17 protein-coding genes and 1 pseudogene are annotated in these 18151 nt (G+C 65.2%); 8 read left to right on the top strand and 10 right to left on the bottom strand.

Features of this window, described 5'->3' with window-relative positions:
* The first annotated feature begins 1 nt into the window (after position 1).
* A complete protein-coding gene (locus ACHFFA_RS01835) occupies positions 2–913 on the top strand; it encodes an energy transducer TonB (RefSeq protein WP_394269136.1) in 912 nt (303 codons plus the stop codon).
* Between the two features lie 81 nt (positions 914–994).
* Here the strand turns inward: ACHFFA_RS01835 and ACHFFA_RS01840 are convergent, their stop codons facing one another.
* The 6 genes from ACHFFA_RS01840 to ACHFFA_RS01865 all read right to left on the bottom strand — a co-directional run bounded on the left by ACHFFA_RS01840 (position 995) and on the right by ACHFFA_RS01865 (position 8248).
* Positions 995–2209 (bottom strand): DUF445 domain-containing protein, encoded by a 1215-nt coding sequence (locus ACHFFA_RS01840; RefSeq protein ID WP_394269177.1) that lies wholly within the window; start codon positions 2207–2209, stop codon positions 995–997.
* 82 nt (positions 2210–2291) lie between these two features.
* Positions 2292–5795 carry an efflux RND transporter permease subunit gene (locus tag ACHFFA_RS01845; protein ID WP_394269137.1) on the bottom strand — a complete coding sequence of 1168 codons (3504 nt, stop codon included), beginning with the start codon at positions 5793–5795 and terminating at the stop codon, positions 2292–2294.
* The gene (locus ACHFFA_RS01850) at positions 5792–7012 is read right to left on the bottom strand and encodes an efflux RND transporter periplasmic adaptor subunit (RefSeq protein WP_394269138.1); all 1221 of its coding nucleotides are present in this window, start codon (positions 7010–7012) and stop codon (positions 5792–5794) included. Before ACHFFA_RS01850 ends, ACHFFA_RS01845 begins: the two co-directional genes overlap by 4 nt.
* Positions 7013–7238: 226 nt before the next feature.
* On the bottom strand, positions 7239–7505 hold the full coding sequence (locus tag ACHFFA_RS01855) for a GlsB/YeaQ/YmgE family stress response membrane protein (RefSeq protein ID WP_394269139.1): 267 nt from the start codon (positions 7503–7505) through the stop codon (positions 7239–7241).
* A gap of 145 nt (positions 7506–7650) precedes the next feature.
* Positions 7651–7950, bottom strand: coding sequence for a DUF1153 domain-containing protein (locus tag ACHFFA_RS01860; RefSeq protein WP_394269140.1), 300 nt, complete (start codon positions 7948–7950; stop codon positions 7651–7653).
* A complete protein-coding gene (locus ACHFFA_RS01865) occupies positions 7943–8248 on the bottom strand; it encodes a hypothetical protein (RefSeq protein WP_394269141.1) in 306 nt (101 codons plus the stop codon). The genes ACHFFA_RS01860 and ACHFFA_RS01865 overlap by 8 nt, the downstream gene beginning before the upstream one ends.
* A 121-nt stretch (positions 8249–8369) precedes the next feature.
* Between ACHFFA_RS01865 and mnmA the strand changes: the two genes are divergently transcribed.
* From mnmA to ACHFFA_RS01880, 3 genes and pseudogenes are all read left to right on the top strand, one after another.
* Positions 8370–9521 (top strand): tRNA 2-thiouridine(34) synthase MnmA, encoded by a 1152-nt coding sequence (gene mnmA / locus ACHFFA_RS01870; RefSeq protein WP_394269142.1) that lies wholly within the window; start codon positions 8370–8372, stop codon positions 9519–9521.
* Positions 9522–9571: 50 nt separating this feature from the next.
* Positions 9572–10030: pseudogene (locus tag ACHFFA_RS01875) on the top strand (GDP-mannose 4,6-dehydratase); the annotation flags it as partial.
* A gap of 1153 nt (positions 10031–11183) precedes the next feature.
* Positions 11184–11393, top strand: a complete 210-nt coding sequence (locus ACHFFA_RS01880; protein ID WP_394269143.1) for a hypothetical protein — start codon at positions 11184–11186, stop codon at positions 11391–11393.
* Here ACHFFA_RS01880 and ACHFFA_RS01885 read toward each other — a convergent pair.
* Positions 11360–11722 carry a hypothetical protein gene (locus ACHFFA_RS01885; RefSeq protein ID WP_394269144.1) on the bottom strand — a complete coding sequence of 121 codons (363 nt, stop codon included), beginning with the start codon at positions 11720–11722 and terminating at the stop codon, positions 11360–11362. The two genes, ACHFFA_RS01880 and ACHFFA_RS01885, sit on opposite strands and share 34 nt — an antisense overlap.
* Positions 11723–11756: 34 nt before the next feature.
* Here ACHFFA_RS01885 and ACHFFA_RS01890 point away from each other — a divergent pair, with 34 nt between their 5' ends.
* On the top strand, positions 11757–12905 hold the full coding sequence (locus tag ACHFFA_RS01890; protein ID WP_394269145.1) for a serine hydrolase domain-containing protein: 1149 nt from the start codon (positions 11757–11759) through the stop codon (positions 12903–12905).
* Here the strand turns inward: ACHFFA_RS01890 and ACHFFA_RS01895 are convergent.
* Genes ACHFFA_RS01895 through pdxH form a run of 3 tightly spaced genes read right to left on the bottom strand, consistent with a single transcriptional unit; the run spans position 12902 to position 15248 of the window.
* Complete coding sequence (locus ACHFFA_RS01895) at positions 12902–13699, bottom strand: PhzF family phenazine biosynthesis protein (protein WP_394269146.1); 798 nt, start codon at positions 13697–13699, stop codon at positions 12902–12904. The genes ACHFFA_RS01890 and ACHFFA_RS01895 overlap by 4 nt on opposite strands.
* The gene (locus ACHFFA_RS01900) at positions 13696–14631 is read right to left on the bottom strand and encodes a cation diffusion facilitator family transporter (protein ID WP_394269147.1); all 936 of its coding nucleotides are present in this window, start codon (positions 14629–14631) and stop codon (positions 13696–13698) included. The genes ACHFFA_RS01895 and ACHFFA_RS01900 overlap by 4 nt, the downstream gene beginning before the upstream one ends.
* Positions 14628–15248, bottom strand: coding sequence for a pyridoxamine 5'-phosphate oxidase (pdxH, locus tag ACHFFA_RS01905; protein WP_394269148.1), 621 nt, complete (start codon positions 15246–15248; stop codon positions 14628–14630). Before pdxH ends, ACHFFA_RS01900 begins: the two co-directional genes overlap by 4 nt.
* Before the next feature lie 81 nt (positions 15249–15329).
* On the opposite strand from pdxH, the gene ACHFFA_RS01910 reads away from it, so the two are divergent.
* The 3 genes from ACHFFA_RS01910 to fabI are packed head-to-tail and all read left to right on the top strand — an operon-like array spanning position 15330 to position 18150.
* Positions 15330–16298 carry a DnaJ C-terminal domain-containing protein gene (locus ACHFFA_RS01910; protein ID WP_394269149.1) on the top strand — a complete coding sequence of 323 codons (969 nt, stop codon included), beginning with the start codon at positions 15330–15332 and terminating at the stop codon, positions 16296–16298.
* Positions 16299–16300: 2 nt separating this feature from the next.
* A complete protein-coding gene (locus ACHFFA_RS01915; RefSeq protein ID WP_394269150.1) occupies positions 16301–17323 on the top strand; it encodes a YihY/virulence factor BrkB family protein in 1023 nt (340 codons plus the stop codon).
* Positions 17320–18150 (top strand): enoyl-ACP reductase FabI, encoded by an 831-nt coding sequence (fabI, locus tag ACHFFA_RS01920; protein WP_394269151.1) that lies wholly within the window; start codon positions 17320–17322, stop codon positions 18148–18150. The genes ACHFFA_RS01915 and fabI overlap by 4 nt, the downstream gene beginning before the upstream one ends.
* The last annotated feature ends 1 nt before the right edge of the window (position 18151 follow it).

Genomic DNA, 18151 nt, shown 5'->3' on the forward strand with positions numbered 1-18151 from the left:
TTTGCGTTCATTTCTGCTGGCTGCGGCCCTTGCATTCGCATCGACCGGGCTTCCGGTACAGGCGCAAGAGACGAACACGCTTGTCCTGCAACCTTCGGGCCCGTGGAACCTCGATTACGGCGACACCCGATGCCGCCTCGCCGGCGCCTTCGGGGAGGGGGAGCATGCGACGGCCTTCTGGATCGAACAAACCGGCCCATCGTCCGGTTTTTCGTGGGTACTGGCCGGCGGGGCGGTCGAGAAACTCGGGCCGAATCGGGGCATCGAAGTCCGTTTCGGGACGAACTTCGATCCCATTGAGGTCAATCTGCCCGAAAGGCCCGGGGAACGGCGAGACGGAGACCGCACGAAGCTCACCCTTGATGGCTTTGGCAAAGCGATCATGGGGTTCGGGTACCGCCAGGCGGTTCCTCCCCCGGAAGGTTCGCCGCCCATCGGGGAATCCGTGACCGGGCTGGATCCAAAGGATGGCGCGCTGATCGATCACGTAGAGTTCGTCCGGGATGATCGCCGCGTGCGGCTCGCCACCGGTCCGCTGGGCGAAGCGTTCGAGGCGATGAACGAGTGTACGCGCAATCTCTACGCCAGTTGGGGGGTGACTTTCGAGGAAATCGCCCTCGCAGCGACAGGGGCCAAGCCCCTGAACATGGCGGATGTCGCCAAGCGGATCCGGCAGACATATCCGGCCAAGGCGTTCCGGCGCGGCGAACAGGCAACAGTCGGCCTCAAGCTTCTCATCGCAGCCGACGGAACCGTCCAGCGGTGCATCCGCTTCGAAGTGACCAAGGCGAAAAATTTCGGCAACGAACCGTGCGAGATCATGGTGAAGCACGCCCGCTTTGAACCTGCCCGCGATGCTACCGGCAAACCCGTGCGAGGCTTTTACCAAACCACGGTCTCCTACTGGATGTAAGCGACGAAGATCGGCCGGGCGACGTCAGGCAAAGGCCAGCGGCGAGTTGCAATCACGCCGGATCGAAAACGGGCAGCGCTCCTAGACCATCTGCGCGATTGCGTGGAGAATCACTCCCACCAGCCCCCCGACCAGGGTGCCGTTGATCCGGATGAACTGCAGGTCACGGCCCACGGCGCCCTCGACCCGGTCGGTGATGGTGCGCGCATCCCAGCGGCGGACGGTTTCCGATACGAGTTGCACGATATTGTCCCCGAAGCGCGAAGCGATGCCGACGGCGGTGCGGCGGGCGAAGCGGTTCACCTGAAGCTGCAACTTTGCATCGTCGCTCAGCGCCTGGCCCAGTTCGCGGATGGTATCCGCCAGATAGCCGGCCCCGCCGCCTGCCGCTGCCGGCGTCCGCAGGCTCACGATGAGGTTCGAGCGGAGCCGCTCCCATACGCCCTGCCACCAATCAGCGACCGCCGGGTTGGCGATCAGGTTCGCCTTCATGCCTTCGACCTTGGCACGGGTCGCAGGGTCTTCGCGCAGGTTCACGGCGAGCCGCGCCAGCCCTTCCTCGATCTTTGCGCGCAAGGGGTGTTCGGGATCAACCAGCACTTCGGCCAGCATTCGGTACAGACCGTCGATCACCGAATTGGCCAGCTTCTCGTCGAGCCCGGTGAGCCGCAACAGCGCATTGGCACGGTTCTGGACCATCGTGCGCACCAGCGCCTCGTTGTCCTCCAGCACCAGCCCGGCCCAGCGAATCGTGCTGTCGATAATCCCGCGATGGCGGCCGTCGGCGATCATCGCGTCGAGCATCGAGCCGAGCAGGGGCGATATCTCGAACCGTTCGAGCTGACCGGCCAGCCCGGCACGAACCTGGGTGCCGAGGCGCTGCGGATCGAGTGATTGCAACACCTCGATGGCAAGTTCAGCAGCGCCCGAACGGATGCGGCTGCCCTGCGCGACGCGGGGCTCGGCAAGGTATCGGCCGGCCGCCGCGGCAAGGTTCATTCCCGCCATGCGCCGCCCGACCACCGCGGGGGTCAGGAAGTTCTCCCGCAGGAACTGCGCCATGGTATCGGCGATACGGTCCTTGTTTTCCGGGATGATCGCCGTGTGGGGGATCGGCAGGCCCAGCGGGCGCCGGAACAGGGCGGTCACCGCAAACCAGTCGGCCAGGCCCCCCACCATCGCCGCCTCGGCGAAGGCGTGGACATAGCCCCAGGCGGGGTGAACCTCGAGATAGCGACCAGAAACGAGGAACACGGCCGCCATCATGACGATCATCGCCGTGGCCGCGCGGCGCATGGTTCGGGCGCGATCCGGCGGCGGCGTCAGGCCCTTCGTCGGGGTGCGCCCGGAAAGCGGGCCGATCATGCTGCGCGCTGCCTCACTCGGCCGGTTCGTATCCTGCGGGACGCGGCCCCCCGGCAGGTGCGGCATTCTCGTCTCCGGGAGTATAGGTCAGGAACCGGGTCCGCAACCATGGGCCGAAGCGCTTTTCCAGTCCGTCGGCGAGGCTGAAGCCCGCCGGCACGATAAGAAGGGTCAGCAGCGTGGACAGCGTCAGCCCCCCGATCACCACAGTGCCCATCGGCGCGCGCCATGCCCCGTCACCCGCCAGGCTGAGGGCGGTGGGGACCATCCCCGCGGTCATTGCGACAGTGGTCATCACGATCGGCTGCGCACGCTTGCGTCCGGCATCGACGATCGCCTCGGCCTTGGGAACGCCGGCGGCCATTTCCTCGACGGCGAAATCGATCAGCAGGATGGAGTTCTTGGCGACGATCCCGAACAGCATCAGCATGCCAATGAAAACCGGCATCGACAGCGGCTGACCGATGGCCCAGATCGCGATCAACCCGCCCAGCGGCGCCAGCAGCAGCGACGTCATGTTGACCAGCGGAGAAACGAAGCGGTGGTAGAGCAGCACCAGCACCGCGAACACCAGCAGCATGCCGGCGATGAGCGCGGTCTGGAAATTGGCCTGCATCTCCTGCTGCCATTCCTCTTCGCCGAAGGGCGCGTTGGAGACGCCGGCCGGCAGATCCTTCATGATCGGCAATTCGTTGACCAGCGTCGTGACGTCACCCTTGGCGACATCGGGCGCAAGATCGGCGCCGACGAAGATCCGGCGGTTCTGGTTGTAGCGCTGGATCGTGGTCGGGCCCGAGCCGAAGCTGATCTCGGCGACGCGCGAGAGGGGCACCGATCCGCCGGTCGTTGACGGGACGGGCAGGTTCTCGATCGTGGCGATATCCGAGCGCGATTCTTCCGGCAGGCGAACGCGGATCGGAATCTGCCGGTCGGACAGCGAGAACTTGGCAGCATTCTGATCGATATCGCCAAGCGTGGCGATGCGGATGGTCTGGCTGAGTGCTGCGGTCGTCACGCCGAGCTGGGCGGCCAGATCGAGCCGCGGGGTGATGATGATCTCGGGCCGCTGGAGGTCCGCCTCGATCCGCGGGGCGACGATACCCGGAATGCTGCGCATCTGTTCGACCAGTGTTGCGGCCGTATCGTTGAGCAATGCGGTATCGCTGCCCGACAGCATCACCGATACCGGCCGGCCGGTGCCGCCGCCGCCCTGCTGCGACTGGAAGCTGACCCGGGCGTCGGGAATGTTCTGCAACGCCGGGGTGAGAGCGCGCTCGAACTCCTGCTGAGTCTTCTCGCGCTCCTTCTTCAGGGTCACGAACAAGCGCGCATCGCCTTCGTTGACGCGTTGCAGCGCCGCCTCGACATCGGGATCGGCATTGATGATCGCAGCCACCCGGTCGGACACGGCTTCGGTCTGTTCGAGCGTCGTGCCGGGGACCATCTCGATCCTGACCCGGCTGAAATCCCCGTCGACATCGGGGAAGAACTGGCCCGGCAAGGCGGTGCCGATCATCCCGGTCAGGATGAGGGCGGCGATGCCCGTTCCCAGCATCCACACCCGGTGATCGCGCATGCGCGCCCGGAACCGGTCAAGGCGATAGGCGAACCAGGACGAAAATCCGCTCCCGCCGGCGTGACTGGCCAGACGCAGTCCGGTCGACGCCAGGCGGGCCGCAAGAAACCCGGCAACGAAAGCGACGGCCAGAAGCACGAGCATCATCGACAGCGCGAGGACGAAACCGATCAGTTGGGCGGCCAGATCGGGCAGAAAGGCCAGCTGATCCTTCCAGAAGCGGATATCGATCATCCCTCCCAGAAACTTGTTGAATGCCCAGATTGTCGCGCCGACGCCGCCCACCCACGCGATCGCCACCAGGGTGAACAGGACGATCCCGACGATGCCGTAATACCAGTGGTAGCCGGGCCGAACGAGGCGGCTGCGCATCGCGTCGGCCCCGGTCCGGTCCAGGGTCCAGCGCAGCAGACGCTCGTAGCGGTCCATCAGCGGACCCTCGCCATGGGCCGCGTGGCCCTTGGCCTTGAGGAAGTAGGCCGCGACCATCGGCGTGATCATGCGCGCCACCAGCAGCGACATCAGCACCGAGGCCACCACGGTCAGGCCGAAATTCTTGAAGAACTGGCCCGAAACGCCCGGCATCAGGGCGACCGGAAAGAACACCGCAACGATCGAGAAGGTCGTCGCGACCACCGGCAGCCCGATTTCATCGGCTGCATCGATAGACGCCTGATAGGCGCTTTTGCCCATGCGCATGTGACGCACGATGTTTTCGATCTCGACGATCGCATCGTCGACCAGCACGCCTGCGACGAGACCCAGCGCCAGCAACGACAGCTGGTTCAGCGTGAAGCCGAGAAGGTCCATGACCCAGAATGTCGGAATGGCCGACAGGGGGATGGCAAGGGCGGAAATGAGGGTCGCTCGCCAGTCGCGCAGGAAGAAGAAGACCACGATCACGGCCAGGATCGCACCCTCGATCATCGCCGCCATCGAACTTTCGTACTGGGCCTTGGTGTAATCGACCGAGGTGAACAGGCGGGTGAAGGTGACGCCTGGGTTCTCTTCGGCGATCTTCTCCATCTCCGCCGTCGCGGCGTCATAGACGCTGACGTCCGAGGCCCCGCGCGAACGGGTGATGGCAAAGGTCACGACCTGGTGCCCGTCGATCTTGCCGAGCGAGCGAACCTCGCCGAAACTGTCGCGGACGTCGGCGATATCGGCCAGCTTGACCGTCCGCCCGCCGCCCAGCGACACCTGCGTCTGCGACAGGTCGAAAGCGGTATCGGCATTGCCTAGTACGCGGACCGACTGGCGCGATCCGGCGATTTCGGCCTGTCCGCCGGCCGCATCGACATTGCTTTGCCGCAGCGCGGCATTGACCTGACTGGCGGTAACCCCGAGCGACTGCATCCGGGCCGGATCGAGAATGACGAGGATTTCGCGATCCACCCCGCCCCCTCGGCCGACCTCGGCCATCCCCTCGATCGCCAGCAGGCGCTTGACCACGGTATCGTCGATGAACCAGCTGAGCTGCTCGAGCGTCATGTCCGGGGCAGCGACGGCGAAATAACCGATCGGCTCGGACGAGGTCTGCTGGCGCTCTACCCGGGGCTCGAGGATGCCGTCGGGCAGTTCCCCGCGGATTTGCGCGATGGCCGTCTCGACCTCGTTGACCGCCTGGCCGATGTCGGTGCCGATCTCGAACTCGACGAAGGTGGTGGTCGACCCCTCGTTCGCGGTGGAATTGAGGTTCTTGACGCCCTGCACCGAACGAACCGCGGATTCGACCTGCTGGGTGATCTGGTTCTCGATTTCGGTCGGCGCCGCCCCGGGTTGCGAAATCTGGACGAGGACCGCGGGAAACTCGATATCCGGCTGGTTCTGGATCTCCATGCGCGAGAAGCTGAGCAGCCCGCCGATCACCAGGGCGATGAACAGGATGATCGGGATGATCGGGTTGCGGATCGACCACGCGGAGATGTTGCGGAAATTCATCGGGCGGACGCGCTCCGGGTGGCCCGCTCGAGCGCGGGCTTGACCGCGTCGCCCTCGTTCAGGAACCCGCCAGCCCGCAGCACCACGCGCTCCTGCCCGGTGAGACCAGCGGCGATAACGATCCCGCCAGGTGTGACGTTGCCGAGGGTGACGCGGCGCTTGGCGACCTTGTTGTCCGTACCGACGAGATAGACGAAGCTGCCCTCGCTATCGGACTGAATGGCGCTTTCCGGCAGGATCGGGGCGACCACGGTGCCGCTGCTGATCGTCGCGTTGGCGAAGCCGCCGGGGCGCAGCGAGGGGGCATAGGAGAGCGCGACCCGGGCGGTACCCTGCCGGTCGGTCGCATCGATGGTGGGGGCAATCTGCCAGATCTGTCCGGTGAACACCTCGTCGCTGCCAACCGGGCGAACGGTGGCGCTTTCGCCGACGGAGACGCGGGCGAGCTCGCTCTCGCCGAGCCGGGCCAGCAGCTCCATTTCACCGCCCTGGGCGATGGTGAACAGGGCCGGCGAACCGCCGCTGACCGTCTGACCGGGTTCGACGTCGCGCGAAAGGACGAGACCCGCGGCGGGCGCGACGATATTCAGGCGGGCGTTGCGTGCAGCCAGTTCCCGCGACTGCGCCTGCGCGACGCGGACGCGGGCGGTGGCAGCATCGCGCGTCGCCGTCAGCCGATCGACGTCGGCGGCCGAGATGAAACCACGGTCGACCAGCTTCAGCGCCCGGTCGAGATTGGCCTGTGCAAGGTCGGCATCGGCCTGGGCGACCCGGATCTGCGCGACGGCGGCCTGGCTCTGCTGGTTCTGGACCGAGCGGTCGATCACGGCGAGCACCTGCCCCTGACGCACCCAGTCGCCCTCGTCGACGGGAACCGAAACCACCCGGCCCCCTTCACCGACGACACCGACGGGAAGTTCGCGGCGGGCAGCGATGGTGCCGGTGGCGTTGATCTCGCCGGCAACTGTGGTCCGGCCCGGGGCGATGACGGAAACGATCGGCACCTGATCGCCCGCCGCATCGTCGGCGGGGGCGGCATCGGGCCGGGTGAGATAATAGGCCGCAAGGGCCAGGAACAGCGCGGCGATGGAGATGCCCGCGATTACCCATTTACGCCGCGACGCCGGCGAGTCCGCAGGGGCCGCGCTGTCGATGTCGTCCAGCGGCACGTCGAGCGGCTTGCCCCCGTGCGTATCAATCCCGGTTTCGTACATCATCGCGTCTTGCCCGTTGTTCCGCCCACACAGGTGTATTACGGCGCTATAGCACCGGATGCAAGGGCGTATGAAGCCCGCCTATAGTGGGGGCCGGCATCAAGGCCAATCATGTTTCGACGAGGACGATGCGTGACATGACGAGCGTTGCTGAACGACGACAACGCCCAAGCAAAAGCGGCGCGGATTGCTCCGCGCCGCCGAGATCTATTCGTCTTGGTAAAAGGTCTTACCTGACGCGGCCACGCTGGACCAGATTGACGATCGCAAGCAGCACGATCGCACCGATCACGGCGATGATGAAACCCGTCAGGTCGAATTCCTGAATGCTGCCCTGAACACCGAACAGCAGGTTGGCGAGGAAGTTTCCGAGCAGCGCACCGACGATACCGACGATGATGTTCATGACGATGCCCATCGAGGCATCGCGATTCATGACTAGGCTAGCGAGCCAGCCGGCCACACCGCCGACGATAATTGCGATAATCCAACCCATTACGGTTCCTCCTGTTTCTCCCGTTCACCTTGCCGCCAATAAACGGGCAGACAGGCCTGACGGTTCCCCGGCGCGTGTGCCGGACAGGGGACGGAGCGATTAAGCGCAGGGATTGTTCCCGGGCCCGCAGGGCGGGCACTTGCGGTCAGTACTTGAATTGCCGTTCGTAAAGGTCGCGATAGTGCTGGATGCGGGTGACCCGCAGGCCCTGCATCCCCGACCGGTCGACAGCGCGCTGCCACGAGGCGAACTCCTCCAGCGTGAGGCTGTAGCGTTCGAGCACTTCGTCGATCGTCAGCAGGCCGCCGTTCACTGCTGCCACGACCTCGGCCTTGCGCCGCACGACCCAGCGCTTGGTCGAGGGGGCCGGCAGATCGGCAAGCGTCAGCGGCTCTCCGAGTGGGCCGATGACCTGCGCGGGCCGCATTTCCTGATGTTCAATCATCGCCTGTCCTGATCGCCTTGACCGTCTGTTCTTCCGCAGCGCCACCGGCATGTACGTCCGGACCTTTGCCATCGGTTGAACCGGCGTGGTAAAGACGGGCTTTATCCTGATCCTGCCCTTCGCGCCTCGTCCGGGCGAAACCGTCAAACCCTCCGACGCCCTCCTGCCTGGCGCATTCGTTGCGAAAGTCCCGTTCGGCCGAAAGCCGCGCGACAAGATCGGTCCAGCGAAACGAGTGGAGCGACCCCTGGCCCCGCGTCCCCGCCCCAAGCTGCTTCTTCAGATTCCCCTCGAACATGGGATGAGGGGATAGCGAGGTGTGGTAAAGAGATCGTGAAGATCGGGCCACGCAGGGTTGCGGGGGCGCGGTCAGAGCGGTACCACTGGCACTGATCCGGGGAGGCGTGTATGGGCCCGCCGTGCTGTCCTCGCTGTCCCTTGCGCCTGCCGATGCCGCCGCGCTGTTCGACCTGCCACGCGCGGCGAAAGAATGCCGGATCGTGGTCGCGATGTCGGGCGGGGTCGACAGTTCGGTGGTCGCGGCGCTTGCCGCCCGCACGGGCGCCGAGGTCATCGGTATCACGCTCCAGCTTTATGACTATGGCGCGGCGACCGGGCGCAAGGGCGCCTGCTGTGCCGGCGACGATATCCGTGATGCCCGCCTGGTCGCCGATCGGCTGGGCATCGCCCATTATGTGCACGATCACGAAACCGCGTTCCGCGAGGACGTGGTCGAGCAGTTTGCCGACGATTATCTCGCCGGGCGGACGCCGGTGCCCTGCATTCGCTGCAACATGGGCCCGAAATTCGTCGACCTTCTCTCCATGGCGCGGGATCTTGGTGCCGATTGCCTCGCCACGGGGCACTATGTCCGGCGCGTGCCAGGGCCGGCCGGACCCGAATTGCACCGCGCCTGCGATCCGGCGCGCGACCAGTCTTATTTTCTTTTCGGCACCACCGAAGAGCAGCTCGAATTCCTGCGCTTCCCGCTCGGCGGAATGGACAAGCGCATAGTTCGCGACCTGGCGGAGGAGGCCGGCCTGCGCAATGCCGCCAAGCCCGACAGCCAGGACATCTGCTTCGTTCCCGATGGCGACTACGCCCGGATCGTCGAACGGATGCGTCCCGAAGGCGGGCGGGCGGGCGACATCGTCGACACGCGGTCCGGGGCGGTTCTCGGCCGCCACCGCGGGGTGATCCATTACACCGTCGGCCAGCGCCGCGGGCTGGAGATCGGCGGCCAGCCGGAACCGCTCTTTGTCGTCGGTATCGATGCCGCCGAAGCACGGGTGATGGTCGGACCGCGGCGGATGCTGGCCGTCGGCCGCGCGCGCCTCTCCGCGACCAACCGTATTGGCCCCATTCCCGACGTGCCATTAACCGCAAAGGTTCGCAGCCTTGCCCGCCCTGTTCCGGTCGGCATCGTTGGCACCTTGGGTGGAGGGGCGGCGGCCGAGCTGTCTTTCGAGACGCCCGAATACGGCGTCGCCCCCGGGCAGGCGGCCGTGATTTACGCTGGCGAGCGGGTCATCGGAGGCGGCTGGATCGAGGAAACCGAGCCCGCCGCCTGATTTAGGCTCACCATCCGTCTGCCCCCCTCTCGACAAGGACCCTTCCCGACGTGACCAAGCGCGCGCTCATCACCGGCGTCACCGGCCAGGACGGTTCGTATCTGGCGCGGCTCCTGCTGGCCAAGGGCTACGAGGTTCACTGGATGAAGCGGCGCTCCTCCTCGTTCAACACCGGCCGGATCGAGGATTTCTATCAGGACCCCCATGTCGACCACCAGGCCATGTACCTGCATTTCGGCGACCTGACCGACGGCAGCAACATCAGCCGGCTGGTGCAGGAGGTGCAGCCGGACGAGATCTATAACCTCGGCGCGCAAAGTCACGTCCAGGTCAGCTTCGAATCGCCCGAATATACCGCCAATGCCGATGGTGTCGGCACGCTGAGATTGCTGGAAGCCGTGCGGATTGCCGGGCTCACCCAGCGCACACGCCTGTTCCAGGCCTCGACCAGCGAGATGTTCGGCAAGGTACAGGAAACCCCGCAGCGCGAGACCACCCCGTTCTATCCCGCGAAAGTGTCGATTTACGTCTTACGCCGCGTTAATTGCCTTTTGCGCAGAAAAGCTTCCGCTTGTGGGAATTGTCGACTGCACAATCGCCATCTCATTAAGCAAAGAGCGCATGGCCTCGCGGCCCGTATAAGTTAATGTAAGATGACTTGAACGACGGTCGTTAGGATGCGCTATTCTAGCAATCAGCCCAAGCCCGATGAGTAGTTCTACATATCGAAGCCCGGTAGTCGGTGGCGCTAAAGAGGCGATGCAAGCTGAAGTAATGGAAACATCTTTTCCCGCGATTTCCTGTATGAACAGGTCAAGAAGAATGTTCCACCCCCCCTCCCCAAAAAGAACGGCAGAAAGGTGACGCGCTCGAAGGGTTCGCATCACTAGAATCTGCTCTGCGTGGAAACGCAGCTGATAGTCGTTCAGAAAATCTGTTTTATTAACGCTCCATCCGTCTGATTGGGACTTATGATTATTAAAATGCGCGACCAAACCCATTTCTTCACTCCAGTGTAGGAATTCCCTTTCTTGGTAACACCGCTTTGACTCGCCATAGCTACCTAGAGACTAAGCCGGTGATATGTTTGAGAGTCACAAGAACACTAAACGAATAGCGTTAATTTTTTTCTGATTCCAACTTGTCTAATGCGAGCGACAAATCGATCGCAATTGCGATCAAGCGATGGCGGTCGCATAGGTCGCGGGCTTGGCGAACCAAGGCAGCGATTGCGTCGATCGCGCTCGTTGCGTCATCGTGGTCAATGTCCTGTTGGCGATTCATCTCTCGCATATTTCTCTATATGAGCAGACTAGAGGAGCCGACAAAGTAGCACCGCTCCAATAGAGGTGCTTGTTAGGTATGAGGAAAGACAAGTAATTACATTAACTTGGCATTAGTGCCTTCCTCAACTAGCCATCCTAACTCCATACATAATCTCTTGTAGCGCACATTTTTGAGATCAATTCGTGTTTCAATCTCAATGCACCAAAATTAGACAGCGATGGCAAATCGAGATCGAGAGGCCTGGGCATCGCACAACGCTATTCCGAAGTTAACCGAAGTATACTCTCGCAATGCCTTTTTGTAAAAAAGAAGTTGCGTTCCGCGATTGACGATCAGTTTGGTGCTAGGGTTCTATCGCGCCTCCGGATCGCCGCGGTGATCGGCTACGAAGGCCGGCTGGTCTTCGATACCTCCAAGCCCGACGGCACCCCGCGCAAGCTGCTGGACAGCCGCAAGCTGACGGCGCTGGGCTGGCGTCCGCAAATCGCTTTCGACGACGGGTTGCGCGGCGCCTACGCCGCCTTTCTGGCGGAACGGACGGAACCGGCCAATCAGTCGGTTTGGGGCGGCAGCACGCAGCCATAGCCTTCGCGGTATCGCGCGGTATCCGAACCGAGCAGCGGCACCGTGGCAGTCACGCTCTTCGCCTCTGGATCTTCGCTGAGGCGCACCAATCCCATCCCGGCAACCTTGTCGCGCGCGCAATCTTCAAGGCTGCGTCCGGCGACGAACCGGCACGAACAGGCGACCCGCGCGCCATAGGCAGTGCCAGCCGCGGCGGTCCGGCTCAACTCATCGCCCCAGCGCATCCAGCCAGCCATCGCGCCCAGCCCCGCGAGCATGGCAAGCACCAGCCACATGCGCGACCTTCCAGATGATGCCCGGGACGCCGGGCGGGCGGGGGAGTTGGCCATTGCCAAGCGGGATTTCCTTGTGCGAGTGGGCCGCATGACGCCGCGGCCCGCACCCCATATCGCCACCCTGCTCGGCCTCACAAGCCTTGTTTGCCTCGGCCTGTCGGCCTGCGGTTCGCCCGGCCCGGATGCGCCTGCTCCGCTGAGCGAGGAGGCTCTGGCGGCCGTCACCGACAAGGCCGGCGCCCCGCGCGAACAGCTTGCCCGCGAAGTCGACGAACTGTTCGATGACCCGGCACTTGGGGATACCCGCGCGCTCCTCGTCCTCCACGATGGCGAGATCGCGGCCGAGCGGTATGGCGAGGGCTACGGCCCCGACACCCGCTTCGTCGGCTGGTCGATGTCGAAGACGCTTTCGGCGGTGATGATCGGCATGCTGGTCGGCGACGGGCTGCTGCGGCTGGACATGCCGGCGCCCGAACCCCGCTGGCAACGGAGCGGAGATCCGCGCGCCGACATCACCCTTCGCCATCTGCTCCAGATGCGCAGCGGGCTGGAGCATACCGAGGCCGGCGATCCCCCCTACGAAAGCGGCGAAGTGCGGATGCTGTTTCTCGACGGGCGCGACGACATGGCCGATTACGCCACCGCCCAGCCGCTCGAGGCGGAGCCTGGCAAGCAATTCGAATATTCCTCCGCGACCACGGTCATCCTGGCCGATATCGCCGCCCGCACCCTGACCCGCAATTCATCGGCCGCGGCGCGGCGCAAGGCCGTGGCGGACTACCTCCAGGCGCGCATGTTCGATCCGCTGGACATGCGCACCGCCGTCGCCGAATTCGATGTCGCCGGCACGTTCATCGGATCGAGTTTCGTTCATGCGAGCGCGCGTGACTGGGGCAAGCTGGGCGAGTTGCTGCGCCGCAAGGGCAGCCACCGGGGCGAACAGCTGGTCCCGCGCAGCTGGGTCGCGGAAATGACCACGCCCAGCCCGGTCAGCCCGCATTACGGATTGCAGACCTGGCTCAACCGTCCGCTGACCGAGACGGGGGAGGAGCATCCGCTGTTCCCCCAGCGCGCCCCGCCCAGCCTCTATGCGATGATCGGACACATGGGCCAGTACGTGATCGTCTCGCCCGAGCAGGGGCTGACGATCGTCCGGCTGGGCCATTCCGATGCCGCCCAGCGCAAGGCGATGCTGGACGAGCTGGCCGATATCGTCGAGCTGTATCCGGTCCGCTAAGGCAGGCGAAACCGGCCTTCGACGACGGTCACGCAGGTTCCGCCGAGCCAGGCGCGCTCGCCGTCCAGCCGCACCGTAAGCCTTCCGCCACGGCGACTGGCCTGATGAGCGGTGAAGGCATTGCGCCCCAGACGGGCGGCCCAGAACGGCGCCAAAACAGCATGGGCCGAGCCGGTGACGCTGTCTTCGGGGACGCCCCAGGCGGGCACGAAGACCCGGCTGACGACGTCGGTCGCGGTTCCTGGGGCGGTGCAGATCGCCATGCGATCGATCCGCTCCAGTGCGCGCATATCCGGGGCAAGCGCCCGGACCGCGGCCTCGTCCTCGAAAAGAACGATGGTGGTGTCCTCGGCCCCGGCTACACTGTCGAACGTCCTGCCGTCATTTCCCAGCGCGGCCAGCAGTTCCGGCATCGCACGCGCCTCGACGTGGCCGACGGGAAGCGCCAGCTCGTAACCCGCCCCTGCCCTGCGCACTTCGAGCACGCCGGCATGGCGGGTCCGGAATGTCACCCGCTCGCTGGGGCTGTCAACCAGCAGCACATGGCCGCTCGCCAGGGTCGCGTGGCCGCACAGCCTCACTTCGCTGGTGGGCGTGAACCAGCGCAGTTCATAATCCGCCGCCCCGCTGGTGTCCGGGACCACGAAGGCGGTTTCGGCGAAATTGTTTTCCTCGCCGATCGCCTGCAGGACGTCATCGCCCAGCCAGGCATCGAGCGGGATGACCGCCGCCTGATTGCCGGTAAAGGGTCGATTCGCGAAAGCATCGACGTGCCAGTAATCGAGCCATCTCATTGCCCGCGCTCCATTCGCGAAAACTCGTTTTCCTCGACCAGGGGGTTGTCCGGCTCGTCGACATGGCCTTCGGGGTCGATGTGGATCAGCAATTCCATGTCGGGGAATTGACACATGAGGTCGTTCTCCACCCGCTCGATGATGTCGTGTGCCGCCCCCACGGTCATCCCACGCGGAAGGTCGACGTGGAACTGGACGAAATCATGGGTGCCGCTGGTGCGGGTCCTGAGATCGTGGAGATTGGACAGTTCGGGATGGCGCGCCGCCGCCGCGACGAAGGCCTGACGCTTGTCGGCGGGCCACTCGCGGTCGAGCAGCTGGTCGACCGCCTCCCCCGCCGCGGACCAGGCGCCGAACGCCAGCCAGCCCGCGATTGCCAGCCCGAACAGCGGATCGGCCCACCCCCACCCGGCATACTGGTCGAGTGCCAGCGCGGCGATGACGGCGAGATTGAGCTGCAGGTCCGAATGGTAGTGCATGTGATCGGTCTTGATCGCCACCGATCCGGTCTGCCGGATAACGTGGCGCTGCCACATCAGCAGCGCGAAGGTTGCAGCGATGGCGATCAGCGAGACGGCGATGCCCTCCTCGGCCGCCTGGGTCGTCTGCTGGCCCAGCATCTGCGCTATCGCCCGCGCGGCAATGCCGAATGCAGAGACCGCGATCAGCATGACCTGGACGATGGCCGCCAGCGCCTCGGCCTTGCCATGTCCGAAGCGATGTTCCCGGTCCGCCGGGCGCGACGCGAACCACACGCCGAACAGGGTCACCAGGCTGGCCACCAGATCAAGCGCGGAATCGGCGAGGCTGCCGAGCATGGCGGTGGACCCGGTCCGCCACGAAGCCCAGCTCTTGAGCGCGACCAGCACGATCGCCACCGCCATCGAGGCGATCGCCGCCGAACGGGCCAGGGCTGCACGCTGCCGGGTCATGGATAGAGCAGCACGTTGTCCCAGCCGCCGTCTTCGGTGCGCACGAATTCGCGCCGGTCGTGCAGGCGATTGGGCCGGTCGAGCCAGAACTCGATCCGCCGGGGTTCGAGCATGAACCCGGTCCAGTGGGGCGGGCGGGGGATGGTGTCCTTGCCTTCGTAACGCGCTTCGAGCGCCGCCACCCGGTCGAGATAGATCCGCCGGTCGGGCAACGGGCGGGACTGGTCGGATGCCGCCGATCCGATCTGGCTGACCAGCGGGCGCGAATGGAAATAGGCGTCGGCACGCGCCTCGCTCACCTCGCGCAGCGGACCTTCGATGCGGACCTGGCGGCGCAGGCTCTTCCAGTGGAACAGCAAGGCGGCGTGCATGTTGGCGTGGATTTCCGAGCCCTTGCGGCTCTCGCCATTGGTATAGAAGATGAAGCCCCCATGCTCGCCGATCTCGCGGCCATGCTCCTTCAGCAGCACCATCCGCACCGAGGGGCGGCCTTCGGGCGTCGCGGTCGCAAGGGCCATGGCATTGGGATCGTTCGGCTCGCTCGCCTTGGCCTCGCCGAACCATACCTCGAACAGCAGGAAGGGGTCGCCATGCGGGATCGCGCTCTGATCGTCCATCCTCGCGCCCTTACCGCGCCGCCCCGCAATGCGAAAGCGGCAAGCTTGCGCGGCTCAAGCGTTCGACCTAGCTAATCCGCCATGGCCGATCCCTATACCACCCTTGGCGTTCCCCGCACGGCAAGCGAAAAAGACATCAAGAGCGCCTATCGCAAGCTCGCCAAGGAACTGCATCCCGACCGCAATCAGGACAACCCCAAGGCGGCGGAACGGTTCAGCCAGGTGACCGGCGCCTATGATCTCCTGTCCGACAAGGACAAGCGCGCCCGCTACGATCGCGGCGAGATCGACGCCGATGGCAACCCGGCGAACCCCTTCGCCGGAATGGGCGGCGGGCGCGGCAATTACGGCGGCGGCTTTGCCGGGGGCGGCCAGCGCGGCTTCCGGGCCGAGGATTTCAAGGGCTTCGGCGGGGGCGAGGAGGTCGATCTCGGCGATATCTTCGAAGGCCTGTTCGGCGGGCGGGCCGGCGGAGGCCGTGGAGGCAGCCCGTTCGGCAACGGAGCCGGTCAGCGCGCCGCCCCGCCGCGCCGCGGGGCCGATATCACCTACCGGCTGCGGGTGCCGTTCGCCGATGCGGCGACGATGGCTCCGCAGCGCATTACCCTCGCCGACGGCAAGACCATCGACCTCAAGCTGCCGCCCGGGCTCGAGGACGGCACCCAGATGCGGCTCAAGGGCAAGGGCGAGCAGGGGCCGAACGGCGCCGGCGATGGCCTGGTCACGATCACGATCGACCCGCATCCCGTATTCCGGCGCGAGGGCAACGACGTGCTTCTGGACCTGCCCGTAACGCTCGACGAGGCGGTCAACGGGGGCAGGATTCGCGTGCCCACGGTCGACGGGCCGGTCATGATGACGATCAAGCCCGGCACCGGCGGAGGCAGCGTCCTGCGTCTCAAGGGCAAGGGCTTCAGTCGCAAGGACGGCACCCGCGGCGACCAGCGGGTGACACTCGCCATCCAGCTGCCGGCCGACCTGGCCGACCTCTCGCGGCGCCTGGAAGGATGGAAGGACGACAGCGACCCCCGCAGCAAGCTGGCCGTCTGACCGTGCCTGCGGCCCAGCTCCCCCCGGCCGATCGGCGGGCCATCCAGTCGCTTTCGCCCGAGGCCCGCCGCAAGGCCGCCTCGACCTTGCGCGGACGCATGGCGGAGCATGTCGGCCCGGGCACGCGGGCGTGGGAGATCGCCAAGCGGGTCGCCGTCGGAACGTTCAACGACGGGTTCATACACGCTGGCAACCTCGCCTATCTGGCGCTGTTTTCGATCTTTCCGTTCTTCATCCTTGGCGCCGCGCTCTTTTCCCTGCTGGGCGAGGAGAGCGAGCGGGCCGCCTCGATCAATGCGGTGCTGATGGCCTTGCCGCCGGTCGTCGCCGAAGTCATCGAGCCGGTGGCGCGCGGGGTGATCGAGGCGCGCAGCGGCTGGTTCCTGTGGATCGGCGGCGCGGTGGCGCTGTGGACCGTCGGCAGCCTGGTCGAATCGATCCGGGATATCCTGCGCCGTGCCTACGGCACCACGATGACCCACGCGTTCTGGAAATATCGCCTGCTGTCGAGCGGGGTCATTATCGGTGCGGTGCTGCTGCTGCTGCTGTCGCTGATGGCGCAGGTGGTCATCGGCGCCGCGCAGGAGGTGATCGACGCCTATATCCCGCAATTGCTCGACGTGGTCAGCGAACTGCGGCTCGCCCGGCTGGTGCCGGCACTGGGCCTGTTCGGCTCGCTCTACCTCATTTTCTATACGCTGACGCCGTCGAAGTACCGGCGGCGGCGCTATCCCAAATGGCCGGGCGTCCTCTTGACCACGCTATGGTGGATTGCCGTCACCACTCTGCTGCCGGCGGTGCTGCGCAGCTTTTTCGCCTATGATCTTACCTATGGCAGTCTGGCCGGGATCATGGTGGCGCTGTTCTTTTTCTGGCTTGTCGGCCTCGGGCTGGTTATCGGCGCGGAACTCAACGCCGCCCTTGCCGAAACGCCGGAGGAGGAGATCAACGCGATCGGCCAGACGGACGACCGGCGGCGGGCGGCGCTCGAACAGGAAATCAGGGACGAGAAGGAACAGGCATGAGCGATCTGATGGCGGGCAAGCGGGGGCTCATCATGGGCCTCGCCAACGACAAGTCGCTGGCTTGGGGGATCGCGCAGAAACTGGCGGCCGAAGGGGCCGAGCTTGCCTTCTCCTATCAGGGCGAGGCGCTGAAAAAGCGTGTCGAGCCGCTGGCCCGGCAACTGGGCAGCGAATTTCTGCTGGAATGCGACGTGTCCGACATGGCCGCCCTCGACCAGGCGTTCGATACGCTGAAACAGCGCTGGAACACGCTCGATTTCGTGGTCCATGCAATCGGCTTTTCCGACAAGGCCGAACTGCGCGGCAAGTATGTCGACACCAGCCTCGACAACTTCCTGATGACCATGAACATCTCGGCCTATAGCCTCGTCGCGGTGACCCAAAGGGCCGCCGCGATGATGCCGCCGGTGGGCGAAGATGGCCGCGGTGGGGGCAGTGTGCTGACGCTGACCTATTACGGCGCGGAAAAGGTCATCCCGCATTACAACGTCATGGGCGTCGCCAAGGCCGCGCTCGAGACAAGCGTCCAATATCTGGCCAACGACCTCGGGCCGCAAAACATCCGCGTCAACGCGATCAGCGCCGGTCCGATCAAGACGCTCGCGGCCAGCGGCATCGGCGACTTTCGCTATATCCTGCGCTGGAACGAGCTCAACTCGCCGCTCCGCCGGAACGTCACCATCAAGGAAGTCGGCGGGGCGGCGCTGTTCCTGCTGTCGGACCTCGCCTCGGGCGTTACCGGCGAGGTGATGCATGTGGATGCCGGTTATCATGTGGTCGGCATGAAGCAGGAAGACGCCCCCGACATCGCGCTCGACAAGAGCTGAT

Source organism: Qipengyuania sp., from assembly GCF_043423005.1.
Taxonomy (GTDB): domain Bacteria; phylum Pseudomonadota; class Alphaproteobacteria; order Sphingomonadales; family Sphingomonadaceae; genus Qipengyuania.

Excerpts from the sequence above, each read along its gene's own strand:
- ACHFFA_RS01840 (WP_394269177.1), bottom strand. The coding sequence starts at position 2,209 with ATGCGCCGCGCGGCCACGGCGATGATCGTCATGATGGCGGCCGTGTTC.
- ACHFFA_RS01845 (WP_394269137.1), bottom strand. The coding sequence starts at position 5,795 with ATGAATTTCCGCAACATCTCCGCGTGGTCGATCCGCAACCCGATCATC.
- ACHFFA_RS01850 (WP_394269138.1), bottom strand. The coding sequence starts at position 7,012 with ATGATGTACGAAACCGGGATTGATACGCACGGGGGCAAGCCGCTCGAC.
- ACHFFA_RS01855 (WP_394269139.1), bottom strand. The coding sequence starts at position 7,505 with ATGGGTTGGATTATCGCAATTATCGTCGGCGGTGTGGCCGGCTGGCTC.
- ACHFFA_RS01860 (WP_394269140.1), bottom strand. The coding sequence starts at position 7,950 with ATGATTGAACATCAGGAAATGCGGCCCGCGCAGGTCATCGGCCCACTC.
- ACHFFA_RS01865 (WP_394269141.1), bottom strand. The coding sequence starts at position 8,248 with ATGTTCGAGGGGAATCTGAAGAAGCAGCTTGGGGCGGGGACGCGGGGC.
- ACHFFA_RS01885 (WP_394269144.1), bottom strand. The coding sequence starts at position 11,722 with ATGGCCAACTCCCCCGCCCGCCCGGCGTCCCGGGCATCATCTGGAAGG.
- ACHFFA_RS01890 (WP_394269145.1), top strand. The coding sequence starts at position 11,757 with ATGACGCCGCGGCCCGCACCCCATATCGCCACCCTGCTCGGCCTCACA.
- ACHFFA_RS01895 (WP_394269146.1), bottom strand. The coding sequence starts at position 13,699 with ATGAGATGGCTCGATTACTGGCACGTCGATGCTTTCGCGAATCGACCC.
- ACHFFA_RS01900 (WP_394269147.1), bottom strand. The coding sequence starts at position 14,631 with ATGACCCGGCAGCGTGCAGCCCTGGCCCGTTCGGCGGCGATCGCCTCG.
- pdxH (WP_394269148.1), bottom strand. The coding sequence starts at position 15,248 with ATGGACGATCAGAGCGCGATCCCGCATGGCGACCCCTTCCTGCTGTTC.
- ACHFFA_RS01910 (WP_394269149.1), top strand. The coding sequence starts at position 15,330 with ATGGCCGATCCCTATACCACCCTTGGCGTTCCCCGCACGGCAAGCGAA.
- fabI (WP_394269151.1), top strand. The coding sequence starts at position 17,320 with ATGAGCGATCTGATGGCGGGCAAGCGGGGGCTCATCATGGGCCTCGCC.